We start from the raw sequence: 24,660 nt of genomic DNA, 5'->3' as shown, positions 1-24,660 counted from the left end.
CATCCCGGCTCCGCGAAAGCGAAGCCGGGGTCGGAATCGGTACGGGACGGGCCACCCGCCCGGCCCCGCCGCACCCGATCCGTCACCGAGCGTAAAGGTCATGGGGAAGGACTTCAGGGCGATACCGCGCGGTAGGTAGTCTGGCGGTCATGCGCGCACTCCTCGTGGTCAATCCAGCTGCTACCACCACCAGTGCGCGGACCCGTGACGTGCTCATCCACGCGCTCGCCAGCGAGATGAAGCTGGAGGCCGTGACCACCGAGTACCGCGGCCACGCCCGGGACCTGGGGCGGCGGGCCGCGGAGTCCGACGACATCGACCTGGTGGTCGCCCTGGGCGGCGACGGCACGGTCAACGAGGTCGTCAACGGCCTGCTCCACAACGGTCCCGACCCGGACGGCCTGCCGAGCCTCGCGGTGGTCCCCGGCGGCTCCACCAATGTGTTCGCGCGCGCCCTGGGGCTGCCCAACGACGCGGTGGAGGCGACCGGCGCGATCCTGGACGCGCTCGCCAACCGCACCGAACGCACGGTCGGGCTCGGGCTGGCGGCCGGCACTCCGGGCAGCGAGGACGAATCCGTTCCCGAACGCTGGTTCACTTTCTGCGCCGGACTCGGATTCGACGCGGGCGTGGTCGGCCGGGTCGAACAGAAACGCGAACGCGGTAAGCGTTCGACCCATGCGCTGTACGTGCGCCAGGTGGTCCGGCAATTCCTGGAGGAACCGCACCGCAGGAACGGGGCGATCACCCTGGAGATCGCCGGGGAAGAACCCGTCACCGACCTCGCGCTGTCCATAATCTCCAACACCTCCCCCTGGACCTACCTGGGGAATCGCCCCATGTACGCGTCCCCCAGGGCGAGTTTCGACACCGGTCTCGACGTGCTCGGACTGAAGCGGCTCTCCACTTCGGCGGTCGCTCGTTATGGCACCCAGCTGCTCACTTCGAGCCCCGAGAAGGGCCCTCGCGGCAAGCACGCCGTTTCACTTCATGACCTCACCAACTTCACCTTGCATTCAAAGGTGCCGCTGCCCTTCCAGATGGACGGCGACCACCTGGGAGTGCGTACGAGTGTGACGTTCACAGGCGTACGCCGTGCACTGCGTGTGATTGTGTGAGTGGAAGGGACCAAAGTCCTTTAACTCGAACGTTTGGGCTGGGCTCCACCCCATAGAAGTACGGCTGTGACCTAGTCGACACCGAGGAATCAAAAAAAAGTTTCCAGAAGGGGTTGTATCCGCCGCTGAGGTTTGCGAATCTCTACATGGCGATCGGGACGGCCCGCAACACCGGCCTCCACTGAAAGCCAGAACCCCTCCTCTACTGCACAGGACCACAACCAGCTCGACTGGGAGTCGGCCCTACACCTGCGGGGGGATTCGTGAAAGCGTTCACATTCACAAGCAACAGTATGCAATACCAAGGAGAGGTAGCAGCCATGGACTGGCGTCACAACGCCGTTTGTCGTGAGGAAGACCCCGAGCTGTTCTTCCCCATCGGCAACACCGGTCCTGCGCTGCTGCAGATCGAGGAAGCCAAGGCCGTCTGCCGCCGCTGCCCCGTCATGGAGCAGTGCCTGCAGTGGGCGCTCGAGTCCGGCCAGGACTCCGGCGTCTGGGGTGGCCTCAGCGAGGACGAGCGCCGCGCGATGAAGCGCCGGGCCGCTCGCAACCGGGCGCGTAACGCCAGCGCCTGAGCCGACGCCACCGCTACGAGCCTCAGCCAGGCGGCGCGTACAGCGCGTACGCACAACCCCGCCCCCCGAGTCGCAGCGCGCAGTACCCCCGAAACGCATGCTTGAACAGTGGACCCGGGCCGTGTGATCACACAACGGCCCGGGTCCACTGCTGTGTTGACGTGTGCCGACGCTTCCGGGACGGGCCGGGAGCGGGTCCGCTCCCGGCCGGGGTCACTTCTCGGCGCGGACCGGGATGTCGAGGACGACCCGGGTGCCGCGTTCGGGGGCCGGGACCATGCCGAAGGTCCCGCCCAGCTCCCCCTCCACCAGCGTCCGGACGATCTGGAGTCCCAGGTTGCCGGCGCGCTGCGGGTCGAAGCCCTCGGGCAGGCCGCAGCCGTCGTCCTGGACGGTGATCAGCAGCCGCTGCTCGACCGAGGAGCCGCCGCGCACCGCGGACACCTCCACCGTCCCGGACTCGGCGAGCGTGAACGCGTGCTCCAGGGCGTTCTGCATGATCTCCGTGAGCACCATCGCCAGCGGCGTGGCCACCTCGGCGTCGAGGATGCCGAACCGGCCCGTGCGGCGGCAGGTGACCTTGCCCGGGGAGATCTCGGCGACCATGGCGATGACCCGGTCGGCGATGTCGTCGAACTCCACCCGCTCGTCCAGATTCTGGGACAGCGTCTCATGGACGATGGCGATCGAACCGACGCGCCGCACCGCCTCGTTGAGCGCCTCGCGGCCCTGCTCGGAGTCCATCCGCCGGGCCTGGAGCCGCAACAGGGCGGCAACGGTCTGGAGGTTGTTCTTCACCCGGTGGTGGATCTCCCGGATGGTGGCGTCCTTGGTGATCAACTCACGCTCGCGGCGGCGCAGTTCGGTGACGTCCCGGAGCAGGACCAGGGAGCCGATCCGGACGCCCTTGGGCTTGAGCGGGATCGCCCGGAGCTGGATCACCCCGCCCGCGCACTCGACCTCGAACTCCCGGGGCGCGTAGCCGCTGGCGAGCTTGACGAGGGCCTCGTCCACCGGGCCGCGGGAGGGGGCCAGTTCGGCGGTGATCTTGCCCAGGTGCTGGCCGACCAGGTCGGAGGCGAGGCCGAGACGGTGGTACGCGGAGAGGCCGTTGGGGCTGGCGTACTGGACGATTCCGTCGGCGTCGAGCCTGATCAGCCCGTCGCCGACGCGCGGCGACGCGTCCATGTCGACCTGCTGGCCGGGGAACGGGAAGGCCCCGGCGGCGATCATCTGGGCCAGGTCGGAGGCCGACTGGAGGTAGGTGAGCTCCAGCCGGGACGGGGTGCGGACGGTGAGGAGGTTGGTGTTGCGGGCGATGACGCCGAGCACCCGGCCCTCCCGGCGCACCGGGATCGACTCGACCCGTACCGGCACCTCCTCGCGCCACTCGGGGTCCCCCTCGCGCACGATCCGGCCCTCGTCCAGCGCCGCGTCCAGCAGCGGACGGCGCCCGCGCGGGACCAGGTGGCCGACCATGTCGTCCTGGTAGGAGGTGGGGCCGGTGTTGGGCCGCATCTGGGCCACGGAGACGTAGCGGGTGCCGTCGCGGGTGGGGACCCACAGCACGAGGTCGGCGAAGGACAGGTCGGAGAGCAGCTGCCACTCCGAGACCAGCAGGTGGAGCCATTCCAGGTCGGTGTCACCGAGGGCCGTGTGCTGGCGGACGAGGTCGTTCATGGAGGGCACGTGTGCGAGCGTACCCGCGGACGGGCAATGGTTCCGAACCGGACGACCCGGCCGTACGTGCAAGGGTGGGAGGGCCCGGAAATTTGCCGTGCTCCCATGGATGGACACGGGCGAATGGTCTAGTCCACAATGCTCAAGACACGACTTCCGCTCTCCCCGCACAGGAGGGCGGATCGAGGTACCGCGCTCTCTGCCCTGACCGCGTCGGTACCTCTCCCCGGCCGGGGGCACCGCACACCGCCGGCCTTGCTCCGGGCTGCGGTGCCGGACGGGCTGAGGGTCCCGTCCCGGCGCCGTGGCCCGCGGGTGTTTCCGGGGCCGTTCCCCGTGCTCAGTGGGTCTCGGTGACCTTGGCCAGCGCCCGGGGCGCGTCCGGGTCCTGGCCCCGGGCGATCGTCACCTCGTACGCCAGCATCTGCAGCGGCAGGATCTCCAGGACCGGCTGGACCTCCTCGGCGACCCCGGCCGTCGGCAGCACGAAGCCCGCGGACGCCGCCGCCACCTGGGCCTGCGGACCGACCACGAACAGGTCCGCGCCCCGGCCGCGCAGCCGGTCGAGCACCGGCTGGAGCGCCTCGCCGCCCCGGCCGTCGGTGACCACGGCGATCACCGGGGAGATGTTGTCGACCATGGCGAGCGGGCCGTGCAGCAGATCGGCGCCGGAGTAGGACAGGGCCGGGATGTAGCTGGTCTCCATCAGCTTCAGGGCCGCCTCCTTGGCGGTGGGGTAGCCGTAACCGCGGGAGGTGATGACCATGCGTTCGGCGAAGCGGTAGCGCGCGGCCAGGGTCCGGACCTCGTCCCCGCGGGCCAGGATCTCCCCGGCCCGCTCAGGCAGGACCTCGGCGGCCGCCCCGTCCCCGCCGCGCAGGCCCTCCACGAAGAGGTAGAGGGACAGCAGCGACGCGGTGTACGTCTTGGTCGCCGGCAGGGCCCGTTCCGGGCCCGCCAGGATGTCGATGTGGTACTCGGAGACGGCGGCGAGCGGCGAGTCCCGGTTGTTGGTGACGGCCAGGGTGATGGCGCCCGCCTCGCGGGCCGCCCCGGTCGAGGCCACCAGGTCGGGCGAGCCGCCGGACTGGCTGACGGTGACGACCAGGACGTCCCTGAGGTCGGGCCGGGCACCGTACGCGGTGGTGGTGGACATCGAGGCGAGGCCGCAGGGCATGCCGAGCCGGATCTCCAGCAGGTACTTGGCGTACAGCGCCGCGTTGTCGGACGTGCCCCGGGCGGTGAGCAGCACGAAGCGCGGCTTGCGCGCCGCGACGGCGGCGGCCACCTCACGGATCCCCGGGGCGCCCTCGTCGAGGATGCGCCGCAGCACCGCGGGCTGCTCGGCCATCTCGCCGGACATGATCCGGCCCGGCCGTTCGCTGCCGTCGGCCGGAGGGGTGGCGGACATGTCGGGTGCCTCCCAGGAGTGCCCCGGGGCGTCGGCGACGCCGTTCGGTCCAGTCGACCACGGGGCCCCCGGCGCCCGCCAGCGGACAACCCCTGAGACGGCCGTGCCCGCGGCGGTCAGGTCTGCTAAATTGGGGCGCGATTGGTCTATACCACATCTCGATTCGACTCCTCAGATCGGCAGGCCCCGCGTGGAAGTTGTCATCGTCCCGGACGCCAAGGCAGGCGGAGAACTCATCGCGGAGGCCATCGGCGCCCTGCTGAGCCGCAAGCCCGACGCCCTTCTCGGCGTTGCCACCGGCTCGACCCCGCTGCCCATCTACCAGGCACTGGCGGCCAAGGTCCGCTCCGGTGCCGTGGACGCCTCGCGCGCCCGCATCTGCCAGCTCGACGAGTACGTCGGACTGCCGGCCGGCCACCCCGAGTCCTACCGCTCCGTGGTGCTGCGCGAGGTCGTCGAACCGCTCGGCCTGTCCGAGGAGTCCTTCATGGGCCCCGACGGCTCCGCCGAGGACATCCCGGCCGCCTGCCGGGCGTACGACGAGGCGCTCGCCGCGGCCGGCGGGGTGGACCTCCAGCTCCTCGGCATCGGCACCGACGGGCACATCGGCTTCAACGAGCCGTGCTCCTCGCTCGCCTCCCGCACCCGGATCAAGACGCTCACCGAGCAGACCCGGATCGACAACGCGCGCTTCTTCGACGGCGACATCGACCAGGTGCCGCACCACGTGATCACCCAGGGCATCGGCACCATCCTGGAGGCCCGCCACCCGATCCTGCTCGCCACCGGCGAGGGCAAGGCGGAGGCCGTGGCGCAGACGGTGGAGGGGCCGGTCGCCTCGATCGTGCCCGCGTCGGCGCTCCAGCTGCACCCGCACGCGACGGTCGTGGTGGACGAGGCCGCGGCGTCGAAGCTGAAGCTGGCGGACTACTTCCGCGCCACGTACGCGGCGAAGCCCGCGTGGCAGGGGCTGTAGACCGGTCCTGGGGCCGGTGGGAGGGCCGGGAACACCCGTGGTGGTGTTCCCGGCCCTCCCGCGTGCCGTGACCTGCTCCCGGGGCGTACGGGGCCTCGGCGCGCAGGCGCGAGAACGCCCGGGTGCGACGCGCCCCCCGGTCCGCGTCGCACCCCGTTCGCTCAGGCCGTCGGGCCGTCCGTGCCCCCGACGATGACCTCCGCCGCCGCCAGGCCGCAGACGCGGGCGGCGCCGTGGGTGGCGATGTGCGGGGCGCCGACGGGCGCCGACTGCGGTACGCCCATCTCGACCACGACCGTGTCGGGGCGCCGCGCGACCAGGGCGTCCAGGGCCCCGGCCATCCAGGCGTGGCGGTGGACGTCGCGGACCACCACGACGATCCGCCGCTCCCCCGCGGCCCGCAGCACCGCGTCGACGGGCTCCTCGGTCTCGCTGCTGTACGTGTCGGTCTCCGTGCCCGGCAGCAGCCGGCCCAGTTCCGCGGCGACGCCCCAGGGGGTCTCGTCGCCGACGGCGATGTTCGACGCGGAGGTGAACGCGGCGACGTAGCCGGGCTCGGTCAGCGGCGCCGCGGAGCCGGTCACCCGCACCGCGCGGCGGGCGGCGACCAGGCCGATGTCGGAACCGGTTCCGGTACCGGGCGCGGTCCCCTCCTGCGCTGCCGCGCCCGGCTGCGAACCGGTCCCCCGGGCCCCCTGCGTCCAGGACGCGAGGGCGCGCACCCGTGCGGCGGCGTCCGCGAGCCGCTCCTCGGGGAGTTCACCGCTGCGCACCGCCGCGACCAGCGCGTCGCGCAGCCGCCGGACCGTGCCCTCGTCCTCCAGGCCGCCGCCGACGCACAGGGCGTCGGCCCCCGCGGCGATCGCGAGGACGGAGCCGCGCTCGATGCCGTACGTCGCGGCGATGGCCTGCATCTCCACGGCGTCGGTGACGATCAGCCCGTCGTAGCCCAGTTCCTCGCGCAGCAGCCCGGTGAGGATCTGCGGGCTCACCGTCGCGGGGCGGTCCGGGTCGAGGGCGGGCAGCAGGATGTGCGCGCTCATCACGCACTTGGAACCCGCGGCGATGGCGGCCCGGAAGGGCACCAGTTCCCGGGCGTGCAGGGTCTCCAGGTCCACGTCGATGCGGGGCATCGCGTGGTGCGAGTCGATCGCGGTGTCGCCGTGCCCCGGGAAGTGCTTGGTGCAGGCGGCGACCCCGGCGGCCTGGAGGCCCTCGATGTACGCGGCGGTGTGCCGGGCGACCAGTTCGGTGTCGGCGCCGAAGGACCGTACGCCGATGATCGGGTTGCCCGGGTTGGAGTTGACGTCGGCGGACGGCGCCCAGTTGAGGTTGACGCCGCACTCGGCGAGCCGGCGGCCGAGCTCCTGGGCGACCGCACGGGTCAGGCCGAGGTCGTCGACGTGGCCGAGGGCGAGGTTGCCGGGGAACGAGGAGCCGGTGCGCACCTCCAGCCGGGTGACGTCGCCGCCCTCCTCGTCGATCGCGACGAGGAGGTCGTCGCGCTCGGCCCTGAGCTGGGCGGTGAGTGCGGTCACCTGCTCGGGCGTGCGGATGTTCCGGCCGAACAGGGCGACGGAGCCGAGGCCCTCGCCGATCTTGCGCAGTACCCAGTCCGGGGCGGTGGTGCCGGTGAATCCGGGCTGGAGGACGGCGAGTGCGTCGCGGGTGACGGTGTCCGTCGCGGATATGAGGGTGGTCATGAGCGGCGTTATCCCTTCACGGCACCGTCGGTGAGGCCGCTGACGGCCTTGCGCTGGAGGAAGACGAACAGGATGAGGATCGGGATGGCGAAGATCGACGCGGCGGCCATGGTGGCGCCCCAGTCGTCGCCGAACTGGCTCTGGAACTGCGAGAGCCACAGCGGGAGCGTCTTGGCCCCGGGTTCCTTGTTGAGGATCAGGACCAGCGGGAACTCGTTCCACGCGGTGATGAAGCCGAAGAGCGAGGTGGCCATCAGGCCGGGGGCGAGCAGCGGCAGGATGACCTTGGCGAACGCCTGCGGGCGGGTGCAGCCGTCGACCATGGCGGACTCCTCCAGTTCCTTGGGCACCGCGGCGACGTAGCCGCGCAGCGTGAGGATCGTGAAGGGGAGCACCATCACCATGTAGAAGAGCGTCAGCGGGACCAGGCTGTTGAGCATGTCCGCGTCGCGGACCAGCATGTAGATCGCGATGACCATGACTTCCCAGGGCGCCATCTGGGCGATCATGAAGACCAGGATCATGCCCTTGCGGCCCTTGAACCGCATCCGGGCCAGTGCGAACGACGCGAAGAGCGCGATGATCAGCGAGAAGGTCACGGCGAGCAGCGTGACGGTGAGCGAGTTCCCGACCAGGGTCAGGAAGTCGGGTGCGTTGTACGCCGTTTTGAAGTGCTCGAACGTGACGTCGGTCGGGAACCAGACGGGCGTCTCGGTGATGATGTCGCCGGTCGGCTTGAACGCCGTGCTGAACATCCAGTAGACGGGGAAGACCAGGCCCACGAAGAGGATGATCGCCGTCGCGTTGGGCCAGATGCGGCCGAACAGTGAGCGCTTCACAGCTCGTCCTCCTCTTGCTTGAGAACGATGCGGAGGTAGTAGGAGGTCAGCCCCAGCATGATCAGGATGGTGAGCAGCGAGATCGCCGCGCCCATGCCGTAGTGCTGGTTGCCGACGCCTTCGACGAAGGCGTAGATGGGCAGCGTCTCGGTGAGGCGGTTGGGGCCGCCCTCACTGATGGTGAAGATCTGCGGGAACGCCTTGAAGACCCAGATGACTTCGAGGAAGGTCGTGGCGTAGAGGAAGGGCCGCAGGAAGGGGAACGTCACCGAGGTGAAGCTCTTCCAGACGCCGGCGCCGTCGAGCGAGGCGGCCTCGTACAGCTCCTTGGCGATCGTGGTGGTCGCCGCGTAGAGGTTGATCGCCACGAACGGGATGGACTGCCAGACGATCATCAGGGTCACCACGAAGAAGGTGGAGAACTGCGATCCGGTCCAGTTGAAGTCGGCCATCGAGTGCCAGCCGAGCTTGTCCAGCACGTAGTTGACCACGCCGAAGCGCGAGGCGAACAGCCACTGGTAGACGGTGGAGGCGGCCACGATCGGCATGGCCCAGGCGAGCACCAGGCCGATCATCAGGGTGAACCGCATCTTCTTGCCGAGGCGGGCCAGGAGCAGTCCGACCAGGGTGCCGATGACCATGATCAGTACGACGTTGACGCCGGTGAACACGATCGTGCGGAGGGTGACCCTCCAGAAGTCCTCACCGGTGAGGATCTCCTGGTAGTTCTTGAAGCCGTTCCACTCGGTGACATGCCGGATCAGCTGTCCCATGTTGAGGTTCTGGAACGACAGCATGGCGTTCTTCACCAGGGGATACCCGAGGAAGAGCGCCGTCACCGCGAGCGCGGGGACCATCAACAGGTACGGTGCCGCGCCGATGCCCGGCCTTCGCTTGCTTCCCCCGTGCTGCCCGACGGGTGGTTTCCCGTCCTGCCCGCGGGCCGCGGCCGTCTTGGCCACGTCCGAGGGGTCGGTCTGCACTGCCATGCTCGCCATCTCTTCCAACAGAGCCCTACACGGAACGGTGCGTACGCCGGGGCGGCGGGTACGGGACCCGCCGCCCCGGCGTGGACGCGGACTTGCGCTTACTGCTGCTGGCTGAGGCGCTTGTTGAGCTCGCCCTCGACCTGCTTGGCGGCGTCGGCGGGCGACTTGCCCTGCAGAACCAGCGTCATGTAGGTCTTGATCGGGTTCGGCGGGTTCTCGACCGGCGCCCACTCCGGGATCAGCGGCGTGGTGCCACCGGACTTGGCGGCGGCCGGGGCGGCGGCCACGGCGGCGGGCTGGTCGGCGGCGAACTTCTGCATGGCGTCGGACTTCGGCGTCCAGCCGACCTCCTTGACCAGCGCGCCGTCGTTCGCCTCGGAGAGCGCGATCTTCAGGAACTCCTGGGCGAGCTCCTGCTTCTCGCTGCCCGCGGCCACGGCGAGGTTCGAGCCGCCGAGGAAGACGCCCTCGGGCTTGTCGGCGGTCTCACCGGGGATGGTGAAGAAGCCGATGTCGTCCTTGATCGCCGGGTTGGCCTTGATGGCCGTGCCGGCCTCGTAGCCCATGGCGATGATGGCGCCGGTCTTGCCCTTGGCGAAGACCTCGGCCTGCTGCGGGGTGGCCTCGTCCTTGTCCTTGGGGGCCTTGGAGAAGGCCTGGTACTGCTTGTAGACGTCCATGGCCTCGGCGACCTTGGGGTCGGCCAGGTTGGAGACGTACTTGTCGCCCTCCTTCTTGACCGGCTCGACGCCCTTGCCGACGAGCAGGCCGTCGAAGAAGTACCAGTTCTGGCCGGGCAGGTAGATCGGCTCGGCGTCGCCCTTCTTCTCGATGGCCTCGAAGGCCTTGAAGAGGTCGGCGCGGGTCTTCGGCGTCTCGGTGATGCCGGCGTCCTTGAAGACCTTCTTGTTGTACATGACGACGCGGTTGCCGATGTACCACGGCAGGGCGTACTGCTTGCCGTCGAAGACGGAGGGGGCGTTGACGGAGTCGGCCCAGCCGGAGCCGATCTCCTTCTTCAGGTCGCCCAGCTCGGCGAGGCCGCCGGTCTTGGCGTACGCCGGGGTCTGGGTGTTGCCGATCTCCAGGACGTCCGGCGGGTTGGTCTCCGAGAGGGCCGTGGTGATCTTCTGCTGAATGCCGTTCCAGTCCTGGACTTCGATCTTCAGCTTGGCCTTGGTCTTCTTCTCGAACTCATCGGTGACCGTCTTGGTCCACCCGGGCGGGTTGGAGCCGGACATCGTCCAGACGGTGAGGGTCTGGCCCTCGTAGCTGCCGGCACTCGCCTTCTTGCCGCCGTCGTCGTCGGACCCGCAGGCCGCGAGGCCGATCATCATGCCCGCGACGCCGATCGCCGCGATGAGCTTGCGCTTCACGCCAAACCCTCCTCAGGGATACTGCAACCCCGCCCACCGCGAAGACATTCGACGAGTACTGCTGGGGCTGGACCTGGTCTTTAATGGTTTAGACCAGTACCGGGAGCTTGGCCTAGACCTTTAGGGGTGTCAAGGGTGTATAAGAAGTGCACTCGCGTCCGTTATAGGACCGACACCTAAGGGAGGGCGACGAGCCGTGACCGGACCGTGCCACCATGTGAGCCGCGACAGACGGAGGAGCCGGTGACGGCAGCAACGCAGCAGTCGGGAAGGCGGGCCATGGGTGCCGACGGGGGAAGTGCGGAGAACGAGACGGGCGCGGCCACGCGGACGGCGCGCGTCCCGAAGTACTACCGGCTGAAGCGACATCTCCTCGACATGACGGACACCATGCCGCCGGGCACCCCCGTGCCGCCGGAGCGGACCCTGGCCGCCGAGTTCGACACCTCGCGCACCACCGTGCGCCAGGCGCTCCAGGAGCTGGTCGTCGAGGGCCGGCTGGAGCGCATCCAGGGCAAGGGCACCTTCGTGGCCAAGCCGAAGGTCTCGCAGGCCCTCCAACTGACCTCGTACACCGAGGACATGCGCGCCCAGGGACTGGAACCGACCTCCCAGCTCCTGGACATCGGCTACGTCACGGCCGACGACACGCTCGCCGGACTGCTCGACATCACCACCGGCGGCCGGGTGCTGCGGATCGAGCGGCTGCGACTCGCCAGCGGGGAGCCGATGGCGATCGAGACCACTCACCTTTCGGCCAAACGCTTTCCCGCGCTGCGCCGTTCACTGGTGAAGTACACCTCGCTCTACACCGCGCTGGCCGAGGTGTACGACGTGCGGCTGGCGGAGGCCGAGGAGACCATCGAGACCTCGCTGGCCACCCCGCGCGAGGCCGGCCTGCTCGGCACGGACGTGGGCCTGCCGATGCTGATGCTGTCCCGGCACTCGCTCGACGGGCGGGGCGAGCCGGTGGAGTGGGTGCGCTCGGTCTACCGGGGCGACCGGTACAAGTTCGTGGCGCGCCTGAAGCGGCCCACCGACTGAGCGCGGCGGGACCGGGGACGAATTCCGGCCACCGACCCGCCCTCACCACCCTTCGAAGCCCCCGCGGAACACATCGTTCCGCGGGGGCTTTCCGCATGCCGCCGACCCCCTTGGTACGGACCAGGGCCGCACATTCGACCGCTCGTCGCACGTATCCGCCCACTCGACGCACCGTTGCCGGACCGCAATGCGGACGGGGGGTGACGCTGACCGGGGGCTCGCCTAGATTTCCTGCGCATCCGAGGTAACCAGCGAGGGGACGGAGCCGCCTCATGCCCGAAGAACCCGAAGAGAAACCACCCACCGTCACACCCGTGCGCGTGGTCATCGCCCTCTGTCTCATCGCCCCGTTCGTGGCGATGCTCTGGGTGAGTTCCTACGCGAAGGTGGACCCCACCTTCATCGGCATCCCGTTCTTCTACTGGTACCAGATGCTCTGGGTACTGATCTCCACCGCGCTCACGATGGTCGCGTACAAGCTGTGGCAGCGTGACCAGCGCGCCCGCAAGGGGGGTGCTTCCTCATGAAGGACGGTGTGAACGGCGTCGCGCTCGGCGTCTTCATCTTCTTCTTCGTGGCCGTCACGGTCATGGGGTTCATGGCGGCCCGCTGGCGCAAGGCGGAGAACGAGGCCAGCCTCGACGAATGGGGCCTGGGCGGACGGTCGTTCGGCACCTGGGTCACCTGGTTCCTGCTCGGCGGCGACCTGTACACCGCGTACACCTTCGTCGCCGTTCCCGCGGCGATCTACGCGGCGGGCGCGGCCGGCTTCTTCGCCGTGCCGTACACGATCCTCGTGTACCCGCTGATCTTCACCTTCCTGCCCCGGCTGTGGTCGGTCTCGCACAAGCACGGGTACGTCACCACCTCGGACTTCGTGCGCGGACGGTTCGGCTCGAAGGGCCTGTCGCTGGCGGTCGCCCTCACCGGCATCCTCGCCACGATGCCGTACATCGCACTCCAGCTCGTCGGCATCCAGGCGGTGCTGGACGTGATGGGCGTGGGCGGCGGCGAGAACACCCACTGGTTCATCAAGGACCTGCCGCTGCTGATCGCGTTCGCGGTGCTCGCCGCGTACACCTACTCGTCCGGGCTGCGGGCCCCCGCGCTGATCGCGTTCGTCAAGGACGGGCTGATCTACCTGGTCATCGCGGTGGCGATCATCTACATCCCGATCAAGCTGGGCGGCTTCGACGACATCTTCGCCAAGGCGGGCGACGCGTTCTCGCAGACCAACCCGGCCACCGGCAAACCGCGCGGCGCGCTCGCACCGGGCGAGGCCGGCCACTGGGGATACGCCACCCTGGCCCTGGGCTCGGCGCTGGCGCTCTTCATGTACCCGCACTCGATCACGGCGACGCTCTCCAGCCGCAGCCGTGACGTGATCCGGCGCAACACCACGATCCTGCCGCTGTACTCGCTGATGCTGGGCCTGCTGGCGCTGCTCGGCTTCATGGCGATCGCCGCCGGGATCAAGGTGGACAACGGGCAGCTGGCCATTCCGCAGCTGTTCGAGGACATGTTCCCGGACTGGTTCGCGGGCGTCGCGTTCGCCGCCATCGGCATCGGTGCCCTGGTGCCCGCCGCGATCATGTCGATCGCCGCGGCCAACCTCTTCACCCGCAACATCTACAAGGACTTCCTGAAGCCGGACGCGACCCCGGAGCAGGAGACCAAGGTCTCCAAGCTGGTCTCGCTGCTCGTCAAGGTCGGCGCGCTCGCCTTCGTCCTCACGATGGACAAGACGGTCGCGATCAACTTCCAGCTGCTCGGCGGGATCTGGATCCTCCAGACGATGCCGGCCCTGGTCGGCGGCCTGTTCACCCGCTGGTTCCACCGCTGGGCGCTGCTCGCGGGCTGGGCGGTCGGCATGGTGTACGGAACGGTGGCCGCGTACGGGGTCGCCTCGCCGACGCAGAAGCACTTCGGCGGCTCGTCCGCGGAGATCCCCGGCATCGGCGAGATCGGCTACATCGGCCTCACCGCGTTCGTGCTGAACGTGGTGGTCGTGGTGGTGCTCACCTTCGTCCTGAACGCCATGAAGGCGCCCGCCGGGATCGACGAGACCTCGCCGTCCGACTACACGGCCGACGCGGGCGACCCGGGTGTCGCCACCGAGCTCCCGCCGGCCACGGCGGGTGCGCCCGGCGGCCACTGACGCCCGACCCGCGCGAGCGGAACGGGCCGTCCCCGCTCCCTTCCCGAAGGGCGGCGGGGGCGGGCCGTCCGCCGTTTCCGGAAGGCCCGCAGGGCACTTCCCGCCGGTCCGGCCCGAGCCCGACCGACACAACATCTGGGGGCCGCCTCATCGGGCGGCCCCCACATGTATGCTCATCCTCGCTGTCGCCGCAGGGGAATCCGGTGCGAATCCGGAACTGTCCCGCAACGGTGTGCTCAGTGCGCATTCGCGCACTCCGAACAAGTCCGAGGACCTGCCGGCAGCGCGTCCGGTTCGACCGATCCGGGCGCCAGACGTCCGGGCCTCGCGGTTGGGCCGGCGGACGCCGTGCGGAGCGCTGTCCCGTCCCGGGTGCGCGCCCGCCCGGCCGCCCCCGTTCCGCCCCCGTTCCCCCGCCGGCCCCGAGCCGAGCGAGGGAGAGCACCACGTGACCATCGCGCCAGCCGATCCGGCTTCGGTCGCCGCGTCCACGGCCGCCGATTCCGGGGCAGCCGCACACGACGGACCGGGGGCCGCGCTGCTGCGGACCCTGACCGACCTCACCGCCGATCTGCCCGACACCGACCCCGGGCGCGTCGCCGCCGCCGCGCTGCGCGGCCGCAGCGCGCGGGCGGACGAGGCCGAGCTGTGTTCGCTGGCCACCGAGGCCGCCGCCGGGCTGATCTCCGAGGACCCCGCCTACTCCCGGCTCGCCGCCCGGCTGCTGACCCGCGCCATCGCGGACGAGGCCGCCGGACAGGGCGCCGTCTCCTTCTCCGCCTCGGTCGCCGTCGGACACCGCGAGGGCCTGATCGCGGACCGCACGGCCGACTTCGTCGCCCGCAACGCGGACGCCCTCGACGCACTGGTGGAGCGGGCGCTCGCCGACGGCGCCGACGACCGCTTCGGCTACTTCGGGCTGCGGACCCTGCACAGCCGCTACCTGCTGCGCCACCCGCACACCCGTCAGGTCGTCGAGACGCCGCAGCACTTCATGCTCCGGGTCGCGTCCGGGCTCGCCGAGGACGACTCCCCGCGCGCCGTGGACGAGGTCGCGGCGCTGTACGGGCTGATGAGCCGGCTCGACTACCTGCCCTCCTCGCCGACCCTCTTCAACTCCGGCACCCGGCACCCGCAGATGTCCTCCTGCTACCTGCTGGACTCCCCGCTCGACGAGCTGGACTCGATCTACGACCGCTACCACCAGGTGGCCCGGCTCTCCAAGCACGCCGGCGGCATCGGTCTGCCGTACTCCCGCATCCGTTCCCGGGGTTCGCTGATCCGCGGCACCAACGGGCACTCCAACGGCATCGTGCCGTTCCTGAAGACGCTCGACGCCTCCGTCGCCGCGGTCAACCAGGGCGGCCGGCGCAAGGGCGCCGCCGCGGTCTACCTGGAGACCTGGCACGCGGACATCGAGGAGTTCCTGGAGCTGCGGGACAACACGGGCGAGGACCAGCGGCGCACGCACAACCTCAACCTGGCGCACTGGATCCCGGACGAGTTCATGCGCCGGGTCGAGGCGGACGGCCGCTGGTCGCTGTTCTCGCCCGCCGACGTGCCCGAGCTGGTGGACCTGTGGGGCGAGGAGTTCGACGCCGCGTACCGGGCCGCCGAGGCGAAGGGGCTGGCCCGCAAGTCGATGCCCGCCCGTGAGCTGTACGGCCGGATGATGCGCACCCTCGCCCAGACCGGTCAGGGCTGGATGACGTTCAAGGACGCCGCCAACCGGACCGCCAACCAGACCGCCGAGCCGGGCCGCGTCGTCCACTCGTCGAACCTGTGCACGGAGATCCTGGAGGTCACCGACGACGGCGAGACGGCCGTCTGCAACCTGGGCTCGGTCAACCTCGGCGCGTTCGTCGTCGACGGCGCCATCGACTGGGAGCGGCTGGACGACACCGTCCGCACCGCGGTGACCTTCCTGGACCGGGTCGTCGACATCAACTTCTACCCGACCGAGCAGGCCGCCCGCTCCAACGCCAGGTGGCGCCCGGTGGGCCTGGGCGCCATGGGCCTCCAGGACGTCTTCTTCAAGCTGCGGCTGCCGTTCGACTCCGCCGAGGCCCGCGCGCTCTCCACGATGATCTCCGAGCGGATCATGCTCGCCGCCTACGAGGCGTCCTGCGACCTGGCCGAGCGGTCCGGTCCGCTGCCCGCCTGGGAGCGGACGCGCGCCGCGCGCGGGGTGCTGCACCCCGACCACTACGCCGTCGAGCCGAACTGGCCGGAGCGCTGGGACGCGCTGCGCGCCCGCGTCGCACGGACCGGGATGCGCAACTCGCTGCTGCTGGCCATCGCGCCGACGGCGACGATCGCCTCGATCGCGGGCGTCTACGAGTGCATCGAGCCGCAGGTCTCCAACCTCTTCAAGCGCGAGACGCTCAGCGGGGAGTTCCTCCAGGTCAACGCGTACCTGGTGGAGGACCTGAAGCGGCTGGGGGTGTGGGACGCGCGCACCCGGGAGGCGCTGCGCGAGGCGAGCGGCTCGGTGCAGGACTTCGCCTGGATCCCCGAGGAGGTGCGGGCGCTGTACCGCACGGCGTGGGAGATCCCGCAGCGCGGCCTGATCGACATGGCGGCGGCCCGTACCCCGTTCCTCGACCAGAGCCAGTCGCTGAACCTCTTCATGGAGACGCCGACGATCGGCAAGCTCTCCTCGATGTACGCGTACGCCTGGAAGCAGGGGCTGAAGACGACGTACTACCTGCGTTCGCGTCCGGCGACCCGGATCGCCCGCGCGGCCTCCGGCCAGGCCGCGGCCGCCGCCCCCGTTCCCGTGCAGCAGGCTTCGGCGCCCGACGCGGACGCCATCGCCTGCTCCCTGGAAAACCCCGAGTCCTGCGAGGCCTGCCAGTAATGACCGCCGACGAGAAGAAGAACCTGCTCGATCCGGGCTTCGAACTGACCCTGCGCCCCATGCGCTACCCGGACTTCTACGAGCGCTACCGGGACGCGATCAAGAACACCTGGACGGTGGAGGAGGTCGATCTGCACTCCGACGTGGCCGACCTCGCCAAGCTGTCGCCGGGCGAGCAGCACCTGATCGGCCGGCTCGTCGCGTTCTTCGCCACGGGTGACTCGATCGTCTCCAACAACCTCGTGCTGACGCTGTACAAGCACATCAACTCCCCCGAGGCGCGGCTGTACCTGTCGCGGCAGCTCTTCGAGGAGGCCGTGCACGTCCAGTTCTACCTGACGCTGCTGGACACCTACCTGCCCGATCCGGACGACCGGGCGGCGGCGTTCGACGCGGTCGAGGAGATCCCCTCGATCCGGGAGAAGGCACAGTTCTGCTTCAGGTGGATGGACTCGGTCGAGAAGATCGAGCGCCTGGAGACGAAGGCCGACCGCCGCCGCTTCCTGCTGAACCTGATCTGCTTCGCGGCGTGCATCGAGGGGCTGTTCTTCTACGGCGCGTTCGCCTACGTCTACTGGTTCCGCTCGCGGGGGCTGCTGCACGGCCTCGCCACGGGCACCAACTGGGTGTTCCGGGACGAGACGATGCACATGAACTTCGCGTTCGAGGTCGTGGACACCGTCCGCAAGGAGGAGCCGGACCTCTTCGACGACGAGCTGCGGCAGCAGGTCACGGACATGCTCAAGGAGGCCGTCGAGGCGGAGCTGCAGTTCGGCCGCGACCTGTGCGGTGACGGCCTGCCCGGCATGAACACCGAGTCGATGCGGCAGTACCTGGAGTGCGTCGCCGACCAGCGGCTCACCCGGCTGGGCTTCCCGGCGGTCTACGGCTCCGAGAACCCGTTCTCGTTCATGGAGCTGCAGGGCGTGCAGGAGCTGACGAACTTCTTCGAGCGCCGCCCGTCCGCGTACCAGGTGGCGGTGGAGGGCTCGGTCGCCTTCGACGACGACTTCTAGACCCTGGCCCAGCTTCTGGCATAGGGGCGCCGCACGGTCCTGACGGGCTGCGCGGCGCCCGCCGTTTTCGGCGGTCCGTCGCTCCGTGCCCGTTGCGCGGAGCGCAGTTCGCGGTCGATGCGGCGCTCCCGGGCGAGCCCGGCCAGGGCGGGCAGCAGGACGAGAGCGATAAGTGCGGTTATGCCCAGGACGTTCTGGAATGCGTTCATGGCTCTACTCTCGCCTGTGCGGACACATCGCGGCAGTGGCAGGACTGTCGTGGAACGTCGAATTACTGCCACACTGACTCCATGCTGAACAATGTCGCCGCTCTGCTGCTCGACGATGTCCATCCCTTCGAACTGGGCGTGCTGTGCGAGGTCTTCGGGCTCGACCGCAGCGAGGAGGGGCTGCCGGTGCACGACTTCGCCGTGGTCTCCGCCGAGGGCCCGGTGCTCCGGACCCACGCCGGTTTCACCATCGGCACGTCGCACGGCCTCGACCGCCTGGAGGAGGCCGACCTGATCGCCGTGCCCGCCGGCGGCCGCTTCGTGGACCGGGAGTACCCCGAGGAGGTCCTCGACGCCCTGCGCCGGGCGGTGGACCGGGGCGCCCGGGTGCTGAGCGTCTGCTCCGGCGCGTACCTCCTCGGCGCGGCCGGACTGCTGGACGGGCGCCGCTGCACCACCCACTGGCGTCACGCCCGGGAGCTGGCCCGCCGCTTCCCCCGGGCCGTCGTCGAACCCGACGTGCTGTACGTGGACGAGGGCCAGATCATCACCTCGGCGGGCACGGCGGCCGGGATCGACGCCTGCCTGCACCTGGTCCGGCAGGCGTACGGGCCCCACGCCGCCAACGCCATCGCCCGCCGCATGGTGGTGCCGCCGCACCGGGACGGCGGCCAGGCGCAGTACATCGAGCGGCCGCTGCCGCGCACCTCCTGCGACACCGTCGGCGGGACGCTCGCCTGGATGGAGCGCCACCTCGACCGGGAGATGACCGTCGAGCAGCTGGCCGCCCAGGCCCACATGTCGCCGCGCACCTTCGCCCGCCGCTTCCAGCAGGAGACGGGCACCACGCCGTACCGCTGGCTGCTGCGCCAGCGGGTGCTCCTGGCGCAGCACCTGCTGGAGACGTCCGACGAGACGGTGGACACCATCGCCGGGCGCACCGGCTTCGGGACCGCCGCCGCGCTGCGCCACCAGTTCGTGCGCTCCTTGAACACCACCCCGAACGCGTACCGCCGCGCCTTCCGCGGTCCCGGCGTGGTGCCCGAGGTGGCCTGACCGGCGGCCCCGCACGGCACGCGGCACGCGAAGGGCCCCGTGCGCCGGTCCGTGAGGAGCCGGTGCGCGGGGCCCGTTGCGCGGGACGTGCCGGGTGCGTCAGATGCCGCAGCTGGGCGCCGACCAGTAGTGCGAGGGGCCCTGGTTCACGTGGATGTGGTCGTTGTGGCCGGGGTAGCCCGGGCCGAGGATCCCGTTGAAGCCGTGGTACCGGGCCTGCTTGGCGATGGTGCACAGCGAGTGCGGTCCGGAGCCGAGGTCGACGGCGTCCCCGTACATGTGGCGGCTGTTGGACGCCCCGCCGACCGCCGAGTTGCAGGAGACCGAGCGGAATCCGCTGGTGACCCGGATCGACTGGTCACCGAGCGCGTGCCGCAGCGCCTCCAGCTTCCACATGGAGCTGAGCGCGTTGGCTCTGGCCGTTCCGGCCGCCACCTTGCCGCCGCTCCAGGTGCTGTTGCACTTGTTGAGCTCGGGGTAGGTGAAGTGCGCCGGGGTGCAGTCCCCGTCCTGCAGCGCGTAGATCTTGGCCTGGGTGGCCGGGCCCGCGATGCCGTCGGCGGCGAGGCCGTAGGCGGCCTGGAAGCGCTTGACGGCGGCGGTGGTGGCCGGGCCGTAGGAGCCGTCGATGGCCAGCACGGAGTTGTAGCCGGGGTATCCGGCCACCCGTATCTGGAGCTGGACGACGTCGTTGCCCGTGGCGCCGGGGCGCAGCGTGCGGGTCCAGGTGTAGCAGTCGTCGGCCTGTGCGGTGCCGGCGGTGACCACGGCCCCGCCCAAGGCGAATGCCATGGTCATGACAAGGCCGAGCAGGAGTCGTGCGGTACGTCTGAGCATGAGGGAGCTCCCTACCCGAAAAAGGTGTGGGAAGAAAGCCTGTCGGACGAGTCGACGCGCGTCAACTTCTCGCAAAAAAATGGCAGTTGGCGGCCAGAGCCGGTCCGGGGAGCCGACGGGCCCCGGTCCGCCCCGCGGGGCGGTCCGGGGCCCGTCGGCAACAAGCTGACGCCCGATCAGTCGTTCGGCACGACCTCGTAGCGCGGGGTGTTCTCCGCCATCTGCCGCAGCGCGTCCTTGCGGTCCCGCTTGGAGAGGCGGTCGATGTACAGGTAGCCGTACAGGTGGTCCGTCTCGTGCTGGAGGCAGCGGGCGAAGTAGCCGCTGCCGCGGACCTTGATCGGGTTGCCCTCGGCGTCCTGTCCGCGGACCACCGCGTAGTCCGGGCGGGCCAGCGAGGCGTACGCCGTCGGGACGGAGAGGCAGCCCTCGTTGGAGTCGTCCAGGACCCGGTCCTCGGGCGCCAGCTCCTCCAGCACCGGGTTGCAGACGACGCCCACGTGCCGCACGCCGTCGTCGTCCGGGCAGTCGTAGACGAAGACCTTGAGGTCGACACCGATCTGGTTGGCGGCCAGACCCACGCCCTCCGCCGTCCGCTGGCTGGCGAACATGTCGTCGATCAGCCCGGCCAGCTCGTCGCCGAACTCGGTGACGTCCTTGCACTCCTTGTGGAGCACCGGATTGCCCACGACCGTGATCGGGCGGGAGGTGCCGCGCTCGCGGTAGGCGGCCTCGCGCGCCTCACAGTCCTCGGTGTCCACGACGAATCCCTCGTCGTCGACGTTGATCTGCTCGTCCGTGTCCTGTTGCGCCATGTCCGCCGTATGCCTTCCTCAAAACCTCGGGACCCGGGCAGTCCGGGGAGCCGCCGAGCACCTCGACCGGTGCGCGTACAGCCTAACGGCCGCACCCGTGGCAGAGAGTGGATCGCCCACCGGTCAGCAGACCTCTTCGAGGTCCCGCCACTCGCGGCTGTCCGGGCTGTCCGCCACCCAGCCGTCCAGCAGGCCGCGCACCAGCCCGGCCGGCGCGGCTATCCCGCATTCCCGCTCCGGCACCCACAGCTCGCCGGCGGTGCGGTGGCCCAGCGGGCCGGGGTGTCCGGGCTCGCTGTGGTCGTGCGGGTCGAGGTGCTCGCCGTCGCCCTCGTCGCTCTCCATCCGGCTCTCCGAGCAGGCCCGGCAGAGCAGCCGCACGGAGGACGACCAGTCCTCGGCGGCGAACCCGGCGTCGGACGCCAGTCGCTCCAGCGCGTCCCGGTCCGTCTCGGTGGCCGCTTCGAGCAGCACCACCCAGGTGGGTACGGGGGACGGCGCCCACAGCTCGATCTCGTCGAAGACGGGGTACGAGGGCCCGGCCGCGGTGACCCGCTCGCCGTTCGGCACCCCGTCGTGCAGGACGACCTCGCCCCAGCGGCGCCCGGACGACGGCAGCGGGATGGACAGCACCTCCATCCGGGCCGGATCGAGCCTGCGGCCCCATACGACCTCGGCCTCGCCCTCCGGCGACAGCCGCACCGCGGCGCTGCCCAGCTCCATGCCGACCGGCTCGCTGTTGGCCGCCGCGGTGTGCTGACCGGCGCCCGGCACCTTCAGGCCGTACGCCTGCCAGGCGCGGCGCGCCAGCGGCCAGTCCTGCAGCGCGGTGGCGGCGATCCCGACGTTCCACCAGTCGGGGGCGCCGGATTCCTTGTCGAGCAGCGCCACGGCCCGCAGGCCCGCCGCCCTCGCCTGTTCCCAGTCGTGCCGGAACTTGTGCAGCAGCGCCAGGTTGAACCACGACTCGGAGAGCCAGGGCTCCAGATCCGCCGCACGTGTCAGCAGCGCGCCCGCGTCCTCGTACCGGCCGTCGCCGATCAGCGTGAACGCGCGGTCCGTGGCCTGCCGCCAAGAGGCGGAGGGCCGATGCCGTACCTTCCCGAAGATCCTCACGATTCCCGCCCGTCCCGACTGGACACCCTCGTTTTCCGCTCCTCTTCGCATCCAACCATGCCGGGCCGGACGCTCGCTCATTACCCATGGGTTACCCGGGGAGAACCGGGGCCGGACCGCTCCGGGACAGGACCCGGGCCAGTGACTCCACGACTTCGGGCTGATAGTCGTGGGCGGTCCCGAGCCTGAGCTGTTCCAGTGCGCCCAGCGGCCCGATGAGGCTTTCCCCGCAGAGGTCGTCGTATGCGTTGACCGTCCTGACGATCCTGGCGGACAACGGCTGCTCGCGATAGGGGTCTGCCTGTCTCTCCACCACGACGGCGACCTCGGCGTCCACCCCGGTCTGCCGGACCACGGCCCCGCCGAGCAGGGCGATGCGGCGCTGTTCGGCGGCGGGCAGGGTGGCCGTCGCCCCGTCCGGCACCGGGTCGACGAGGGAGAGCTGCCCGATGTCGTGCATCAGGGCCGCGTACTCCAGCACGGTCAGCTGACTCCCGGAGAGTCCCAGCTCACGGCCGACGGCCCGGCAGAGCACCGCGACCCGGCGGGCGTGCCCGTGCGGGGTGTACCCGGCGATCTCGGTGGCCCGGGCGAGCGAGGCGATGGTCTGCCGGTAGGTGGTGCGCACGGCGACGAACCGGCGGAAGGAGACCTGGGTCAGCAGCAGCGGCACGCACAGCACGGGCAGCGCCCACAGCCCGGCGACGGCCACCCCCAGCGCCATCACGACGCCGGTCGCGCAGACCGCCGAGCCGATGCCGACGAGGCCGCGCAGCTGGTCCCGCAGCAGCGGCGGATAGGGGTGGCGGGTGCGCGAGTGCAGCAGCAGGGCCGCGAGGACGGCGTCGCACAGGGCGGTGAGCACCAGGAGCAGCAGCAGGACGAGGACGTAGTACGGGCCCTCGCCGAACCAGCTCGCGGTGCGGCCGGAGTTGTACAGCGGCTGGAAGCAGACGGCGGCGAAGGTGACGGACAGGATCCGGCGGGCCATCCGGTCGGGGCCCGGCCCGGTGCCGCGCGCCACCTGGGGCACGCAGGCGACGAGCTGCGCCGCGACGAGCACGGCGATCACCTGGAGGACGCCGTGCCCGGTGGCCGTGCCGCCGCTGCGGCCGAGGAGGGCGTACGCGAGCGCCCCGGCGGCGCCGAGCGGCGCGGGCTCGCGCTCGGCGGGCAGGGCGCCCCAGCGGGCCAGTTCGCCGACGGTGATCAGGACGCCGAAGGCGAGGGCGTGGCCGGGGTCGTGGACGCCGTACCAGAAGGTGTGGGCCAGTCCCGCGACGGCGAACAGGGCGGCGGTGCCCCGGACGGCGAGGGCGACGGGGGACGGCGGCGCCCCGGCCCGGTCCCGGCTCACCGGCGGTGGTCCGCGGACGGCTGCGGACCGGGCGACTGCGTGCGGGCGGGCCGGCCGGCCCCGTCCCGCGGCGACCGCGCGGGGGGCGTCCGGCCGGTCCCGTCCCGCGGCGGATGGGGGCACGGCGCGCCGCGCCCGGGGGCCGTCGCCTGCGGGGGCGGTACGCGGTCGGGCCCGGCCGCCGGCCGAAGTGCCTCGGCGCCCCCGCCGTCGGCCGGGCGGGCGGCCGGGGGCTCGTCCGCCGTCACCCCGGCCGTCACCGCCGACCAGCCGTGCCGCTCCAGCCCGCGCACCAGCGCCCGCACCATCTGCGGATCGAACTGCGTGCCCGCGCACCGCTTCAGCTCCTCCAGCGCGGCGGGCACCGGCCTCCCCCGCCGGTACGAGCGGGTCGAGGTCATCGCGTCGAACGCGTCCGCCACCGCGACGACCCGTGCGAACTCCGGGATCTCGCGCCCCCGCAGCCCGTACGGATAGCCGCTGCCGTCGAGCCGTTCGTGGTGGTGCAGGATCGCGGCCCGCGCCTCGCCGAGGAAGCCGATGCCGCGGACGATCTCGTGCCCGTACTCCGGGTGCAGCTCGATCACCTGTCGTTCCTCCGGGGTGAGCGGCCCGTCCTTGCGGAGCACCCGGGTGGGGACGCCGAGCTTGCCGACGTCGTGCAGGATGCCGGCGAACCGGAGGACCTCCAACCGGTCCTTCTCCATGCCCAGTTCACGGGCGATGATGACGGAGGCCCGGCCGACCCGTTCGCTGTGTCCCCGGGTGTAGGTGTCCTTGATGTCGACGGCCTGCACCAGCGCCCTGATGGTGGCGCGGTGGGCGGCGTGCTCGCGGTGGTACTGGGCGAAGACCCAGCAGGAGATGTACATCGGCAGCAGGACGATGAGCGCGGACAGCGGTCCGTACGGGCCGCGCCACAGCACCGCCATCATCAGCCCGGCGAGCCCGTGCACCAGGTGCGGCCCCAGCGAGCGGGGCAGCAGTCCGCCCCAGGCGCGCCCCGGCGGCAGCCGCTCGGCCACGACCAGGATCGAGCCGTCCAGCGCGGTCAGGACGAGGCTGAAGACCAGGGCCGCGACGCAGGCGGGCAAAATCGCGTACGGGAGGTCGGGTCCGGTGCCGGTGCCACCGAGTGCCGCGGCGCCGCCGAGCAGTGCGTGGACGGTCGAGGCCGCCCAGACCGTGACGGCGAGCTGCGCGGCCCGCCAGACCCGCCGGGCGGCGGCGGGCGGCTGCTCCACCCGGCCCACGAGCGATCCGGGCACGGCGACGAGGGCGGCCGCGGCGGGCGGCAGCAGGAACGCGGCGGCGAGCAACAGCGGAAAGAACGATCCGGCACTGATCGGCACGGAGCCGCCGAAGAACGGGAAGCGGCCGGGGAGTTCGCAGACCAGGTAGAGCCCGGTGAGCAGCGCGAGGGTGAACCACGGGATCTCCGCCCCGGTCCGCAGGACGGGGAGCACACAGCACAGGGCACCGACCGCGGCCACCAGGATGTATCCGCGCGCCGCCCCGCGTG

21 protein-coding genes and 1 riboswitch are annotated in these 24,660 nt (G+C 70.9%); of the genes, 9 read left to right on the top strand and 12 right to left on the bottom strand.

Annotation, left to right across the window (positions count from 1 at the left end; translation table 11 throughout):
• The first annotated feature begins 149 nt into the window (after positions 1–149).
• Complete coding sequence (locus tag EAO76_RS30610) at positions 150–1,118, top strand: diacylglycerol kinase family protein (protein ID WP_148839135.1); 969 nt, start codon at positions 150–152, stop codon at positions 1,116–1,118.
• A gap of 320 nt (positions 1,119–1,438) precedes the next feature.
• Positions 1,439–1,696 (top strand): WhiB family transcriptional regulator, encoded by a 258-nt coding sequence (locus EAO76_RS30605; protein WP_003953983.1) that lies wholly within the window; start codon positions 1,439–1,441, stop codon positions 1,694–1,696.
• 213 nt (positions 1,697–1,909) lie between these two features.
• On the opposite strand, the gene EAO76_RS30600 is transcribed toward EAO76_RS30605, so the two are convergent.
• Together EAO76_RS30600 and EAO76_RS30595 are read right to left on the bottom strand one after the other, a co-directional pair.
• Positions 1,910–3,376 (bottom strand): sensor histidine kinase, encoded by a 1,467-nt coding sequence (locus EAO76_RS30600; protein ID WP_148840393.1) that lies wholly within the window; start codon positions 3,374–3,376, stop codon positions 1,910–1,912.
• A gap of 340 nt (positions 3,377–3,716) precedes the next feature.
• Complete coding sequence (locus tag EAO76_RS30595; RefSeq protein ID WP_148839134.1) at positions 3,717–4,787, bottom strand: SIS domain-containing protein; 1,071 nt, start codon at positions 4,785–4,787, stop codon at positions 3,717–3,719.
• A 190-nt stretch (positions 4,788–4,977) separates the two neighbouring features.
• On the opposite strand from EAO76_RS30595, the gene nagB reads away from it, so the two are divergent.
• On the top strand, positions 4,978–5,763 hold the full coding sequence (nagB, locus tag EAO76_RS30590) for a glucosamine-6-phosphate deaminase (protein WP_148839133.1): 786 nt from the start codon (positions 4,978–4,980) through the stop codon (positions 5,761–5,763).
• 161 nt (positions 5,764–5,924) lie between these two features.
• Here nagB and EAO76_RS30585 read toward each other — a convergent pair whose 3' ends face one another.
• The 4 genes from EAO76_RS30585 to EAO76_RS30570 all read right to left on the bottom strand — a co-directional run bounded on the left by EAO76_RS30585 (position 5,925) and on the right by EAO76_RS30570 (position 10,670).
• Positions 5,925–7,466, bottom strand: a complete 1,542-nt coding sequence (locus EAO76_RS30585; protein WP_148839132.1) for a glycoside hydrolase family 3 protein — start codon at positions 7,464–7,466, stop codon at positions 5,925–5,927.
• Positions 7,467–7,474: 8 nt separating this feature from the next.
• Positions 7,475–8,305, bottom strand: coding sequence for a carbohydrate ABC transporter permease (locus tag EAO76_RS30580; protein ID WP_148839131.1), 831 nt, complete (start codon positions 8,303–8,305; stop codon positions 7,475–7,477).
• Positions 8,302–9,294: a carbohydrate ABC transporter permease gene (locus EAO76_RS30575; protein ID WP_148839130.1), complete on the bottom strand. Its 993-nt coding sequence runs from the start codon at positions 9,292–9,294 to the stop codon at positions 8,302–8,304. The genes EAO76_RS30580 and EAO76_RS30575 overlap by 4 nt, the downstream gene beginning before the upstream one ends.
• 98 nt (positions 9,295–9,392) lie before the next feature.
• The gene (locus tag EAO76_RS30570; protein WP_148839129.1) at positions 9,393–10,670 is read right to left on the bottom strand and encodes an extracellular solute-binding protein; all 1,278 of its coding nucleotides are present in this window, start codon (positions 10,668–10,670) and stop codon (positions 9,393–9,395) included.
• Between the two features lie 279 nt (positions 10,671–10,949).
• Between EAO76_RS30570 and EAO76_RS30565 the strand changes: the two genes are divergently transcribed.
• The 5 genes from EAO76_RS30565 to EAO76_RS30545 all read left to right on the top strand — a co-directional run bounded on the left by EAO76_RS30565 (position 10,950) and on the right by EAO76_RS30545 (position 17,748).
• On the top strand, positions 10,950–11,714 hold the full coding sequence (locus EAO76_RS30565; RefSeq protein WP_148840392.1) for a GntR family transcriptional regulator: 765 nt from the start codon (positions 10,950–10,952) through the stop codon (positions 11,712–11,714).
• 272 nt (positions 11,715–11,986) lie between these two features.
• Positions 11,987–12,241 carry a DUF3311 domain-containing protein gene (locus EAO76_RS30560; protein ID WP_148839128.1) on the top strand — a complete coding sequence of 85 codons (255 nt, stop codon included), beginning with the start codon at positions 11,987–11,989 and terminating at the stop codon, positions 12,239–12,241.
• Entirely contained in the window at positions 12,238–13,872 is a 1,635-nt protein-coding gene (mctP, locus tag EAO76_RS30555; RefSeq protein WP_148839127.1) for a monocarboxylate uptake permease MctP, read from the top strand. The genes EAO76_RS30560 and mctP overlap by 4 nt, the downstream gene beginning before the upstream one ends.
• A gap of 166 nt (positions 13,873–14,038) precedes the next feature.
• Positions 14,039–14,169, top strand: a riboswitch (cobalamin riboswitch).
• 151 nt (positions 14,170–14,320) lie between these two features.
• Positions 14,321–16,732, top strand: coding sequence for a ribonucleoside-diphosphate reductase subunit alpha (locus EAO76_RS30550; RefSeq protein ID WP_148839126.1), 2,412 nt, complete (start codon positions 14,321–14,323; stop codon positions 16,730–16,732).
• On the top strand, positions 16,732–17,748 hold the full coding sequence (locus EAO76_RS30545; RefSeq protein WP_148839125.1) for a ribonucleotide-diphosphate reductase subunit beta: 1,017 nt from the start codon (positions 16,732–16,734) through the stop codon (positions 17,746–17,748). Before EAO76_RS30550 ends, EAO76_RS30545 begins: the two co-directional genes overlap by 1 nt.
• On the opposite strand, the gene EAO76_RS30540 is transcribed toward EAO76_RS30545, so the two are convergent.
• Complete coding sequence (locus tag EAO76_RS30540; protein ID WP_148839124.1) at positions 17,745–17,957, bottom strand: hypothetical protein; 213 nt, start codon at positions 17,955–17,957, stop codon at positions 17,745–17,747. The two genes, EAO76_RS30545 and EAO76_RS30540, sit on opposite strands and share 4 nt — an antisense overlap.
• Before the next feature lie 81 nt (positions 17,958–18,038).
• Between EAO76_RS30540 and EAO76_RS30535 the strand changes: the two genes are divergently transcribed.
• The gene (locus EAO76_RS30535; protein WP_148839123.1) at positions 18,039–19,013 is read left to right on the top strand and encodes a GlxA family transcriptional regulator; all 975 of its coding nucleotides are present in this window, start codon (positions 18,039–18,041) and stop codon (positions 19,011–19,013) included.
• Positions 19,014–19,112: 99 nt separating this feature from the next.
• Here the strand turns inward: EAO76_RS30535 and EAO76_RS30530 are convergent, their stop codons facing one another.
• The 5 genes from EAO76_RS30530 to EAO76_RS30510 form a co-directional block, all read right to left on the bottom strand.
• A complete protein-coding gene (locus EAO76_RS30530) occupies positions 19,113–19,850 on the bottom strand; it encodes a D-Ala-D-Ala carboxypeptidase family metallohydrolase (RefSeq protein ID WP_148839122.1) in 738 nt (245 codons plus the stop codon).
• A gap of 176 nt (positions 19,851–20,026) precedes the next feature.
• Complete coding sequence (gene def, locus EAO76_RS30525) at positions 20,027–20,665, bottom strand: peptide deformylase (protein ID WP_148839121.1); 639 nt, start codon at positions 20,663–20,665, stop codon at positions 20,027–20,029.
• A gap of 123 nt (positions 20,666–20,788) precedes the next feature.
• Positions 20,789–21,781 carry a hypothetical protein gene (locus EAO76_RS30520; protein WP_148839120.1) on the bottom strand — a complete coding sequence of 331 codons (993 nt, stop codon included), beginning with the start codon at positions 21,779–21,781 and terminating at the stop codon, positions 20,789–20,791.
• Between the two features lie 91 nt (positions 21,782–21,872).
• Positions 21,873–23,138 carry an HD-GYP domain-containing protein gene (locus EAO76_RS30515; protein ID WP_148839119.1) on the bottom strand — a complete coding sequence of 422 codons (1,266 nt, stop codon included), beginning with the start codon at positions 23,136–23,138 and terminating at the stop codon, positions 21,873–21,875.
• Positions 23,135–24,660: HD domain-containing phosphohydrolase (locus tag EAO76_RS30510; RefSeq protein WP_262375837.1), on the bottom strand; the 1,526-nt coding region annotated here is incomplete at its 5' end. The genes EAO76_RS30515 and EAO76_RS30510, both read right to left, overlap by 4 nt.

Source organism: Streptomyces sp. sk2.1, assembly GCF_008120935.1.
Taxonomy (GTDB): Bacteria; Actinomycetota; Actinomycetes; order Streptomycetales; family Streptomycetaceae; genus Streptomyces.
Note: the sequence above shows the minus strand (reverse complement) of the source record. Positions and strands in the feature narration are given on the sequence as shown.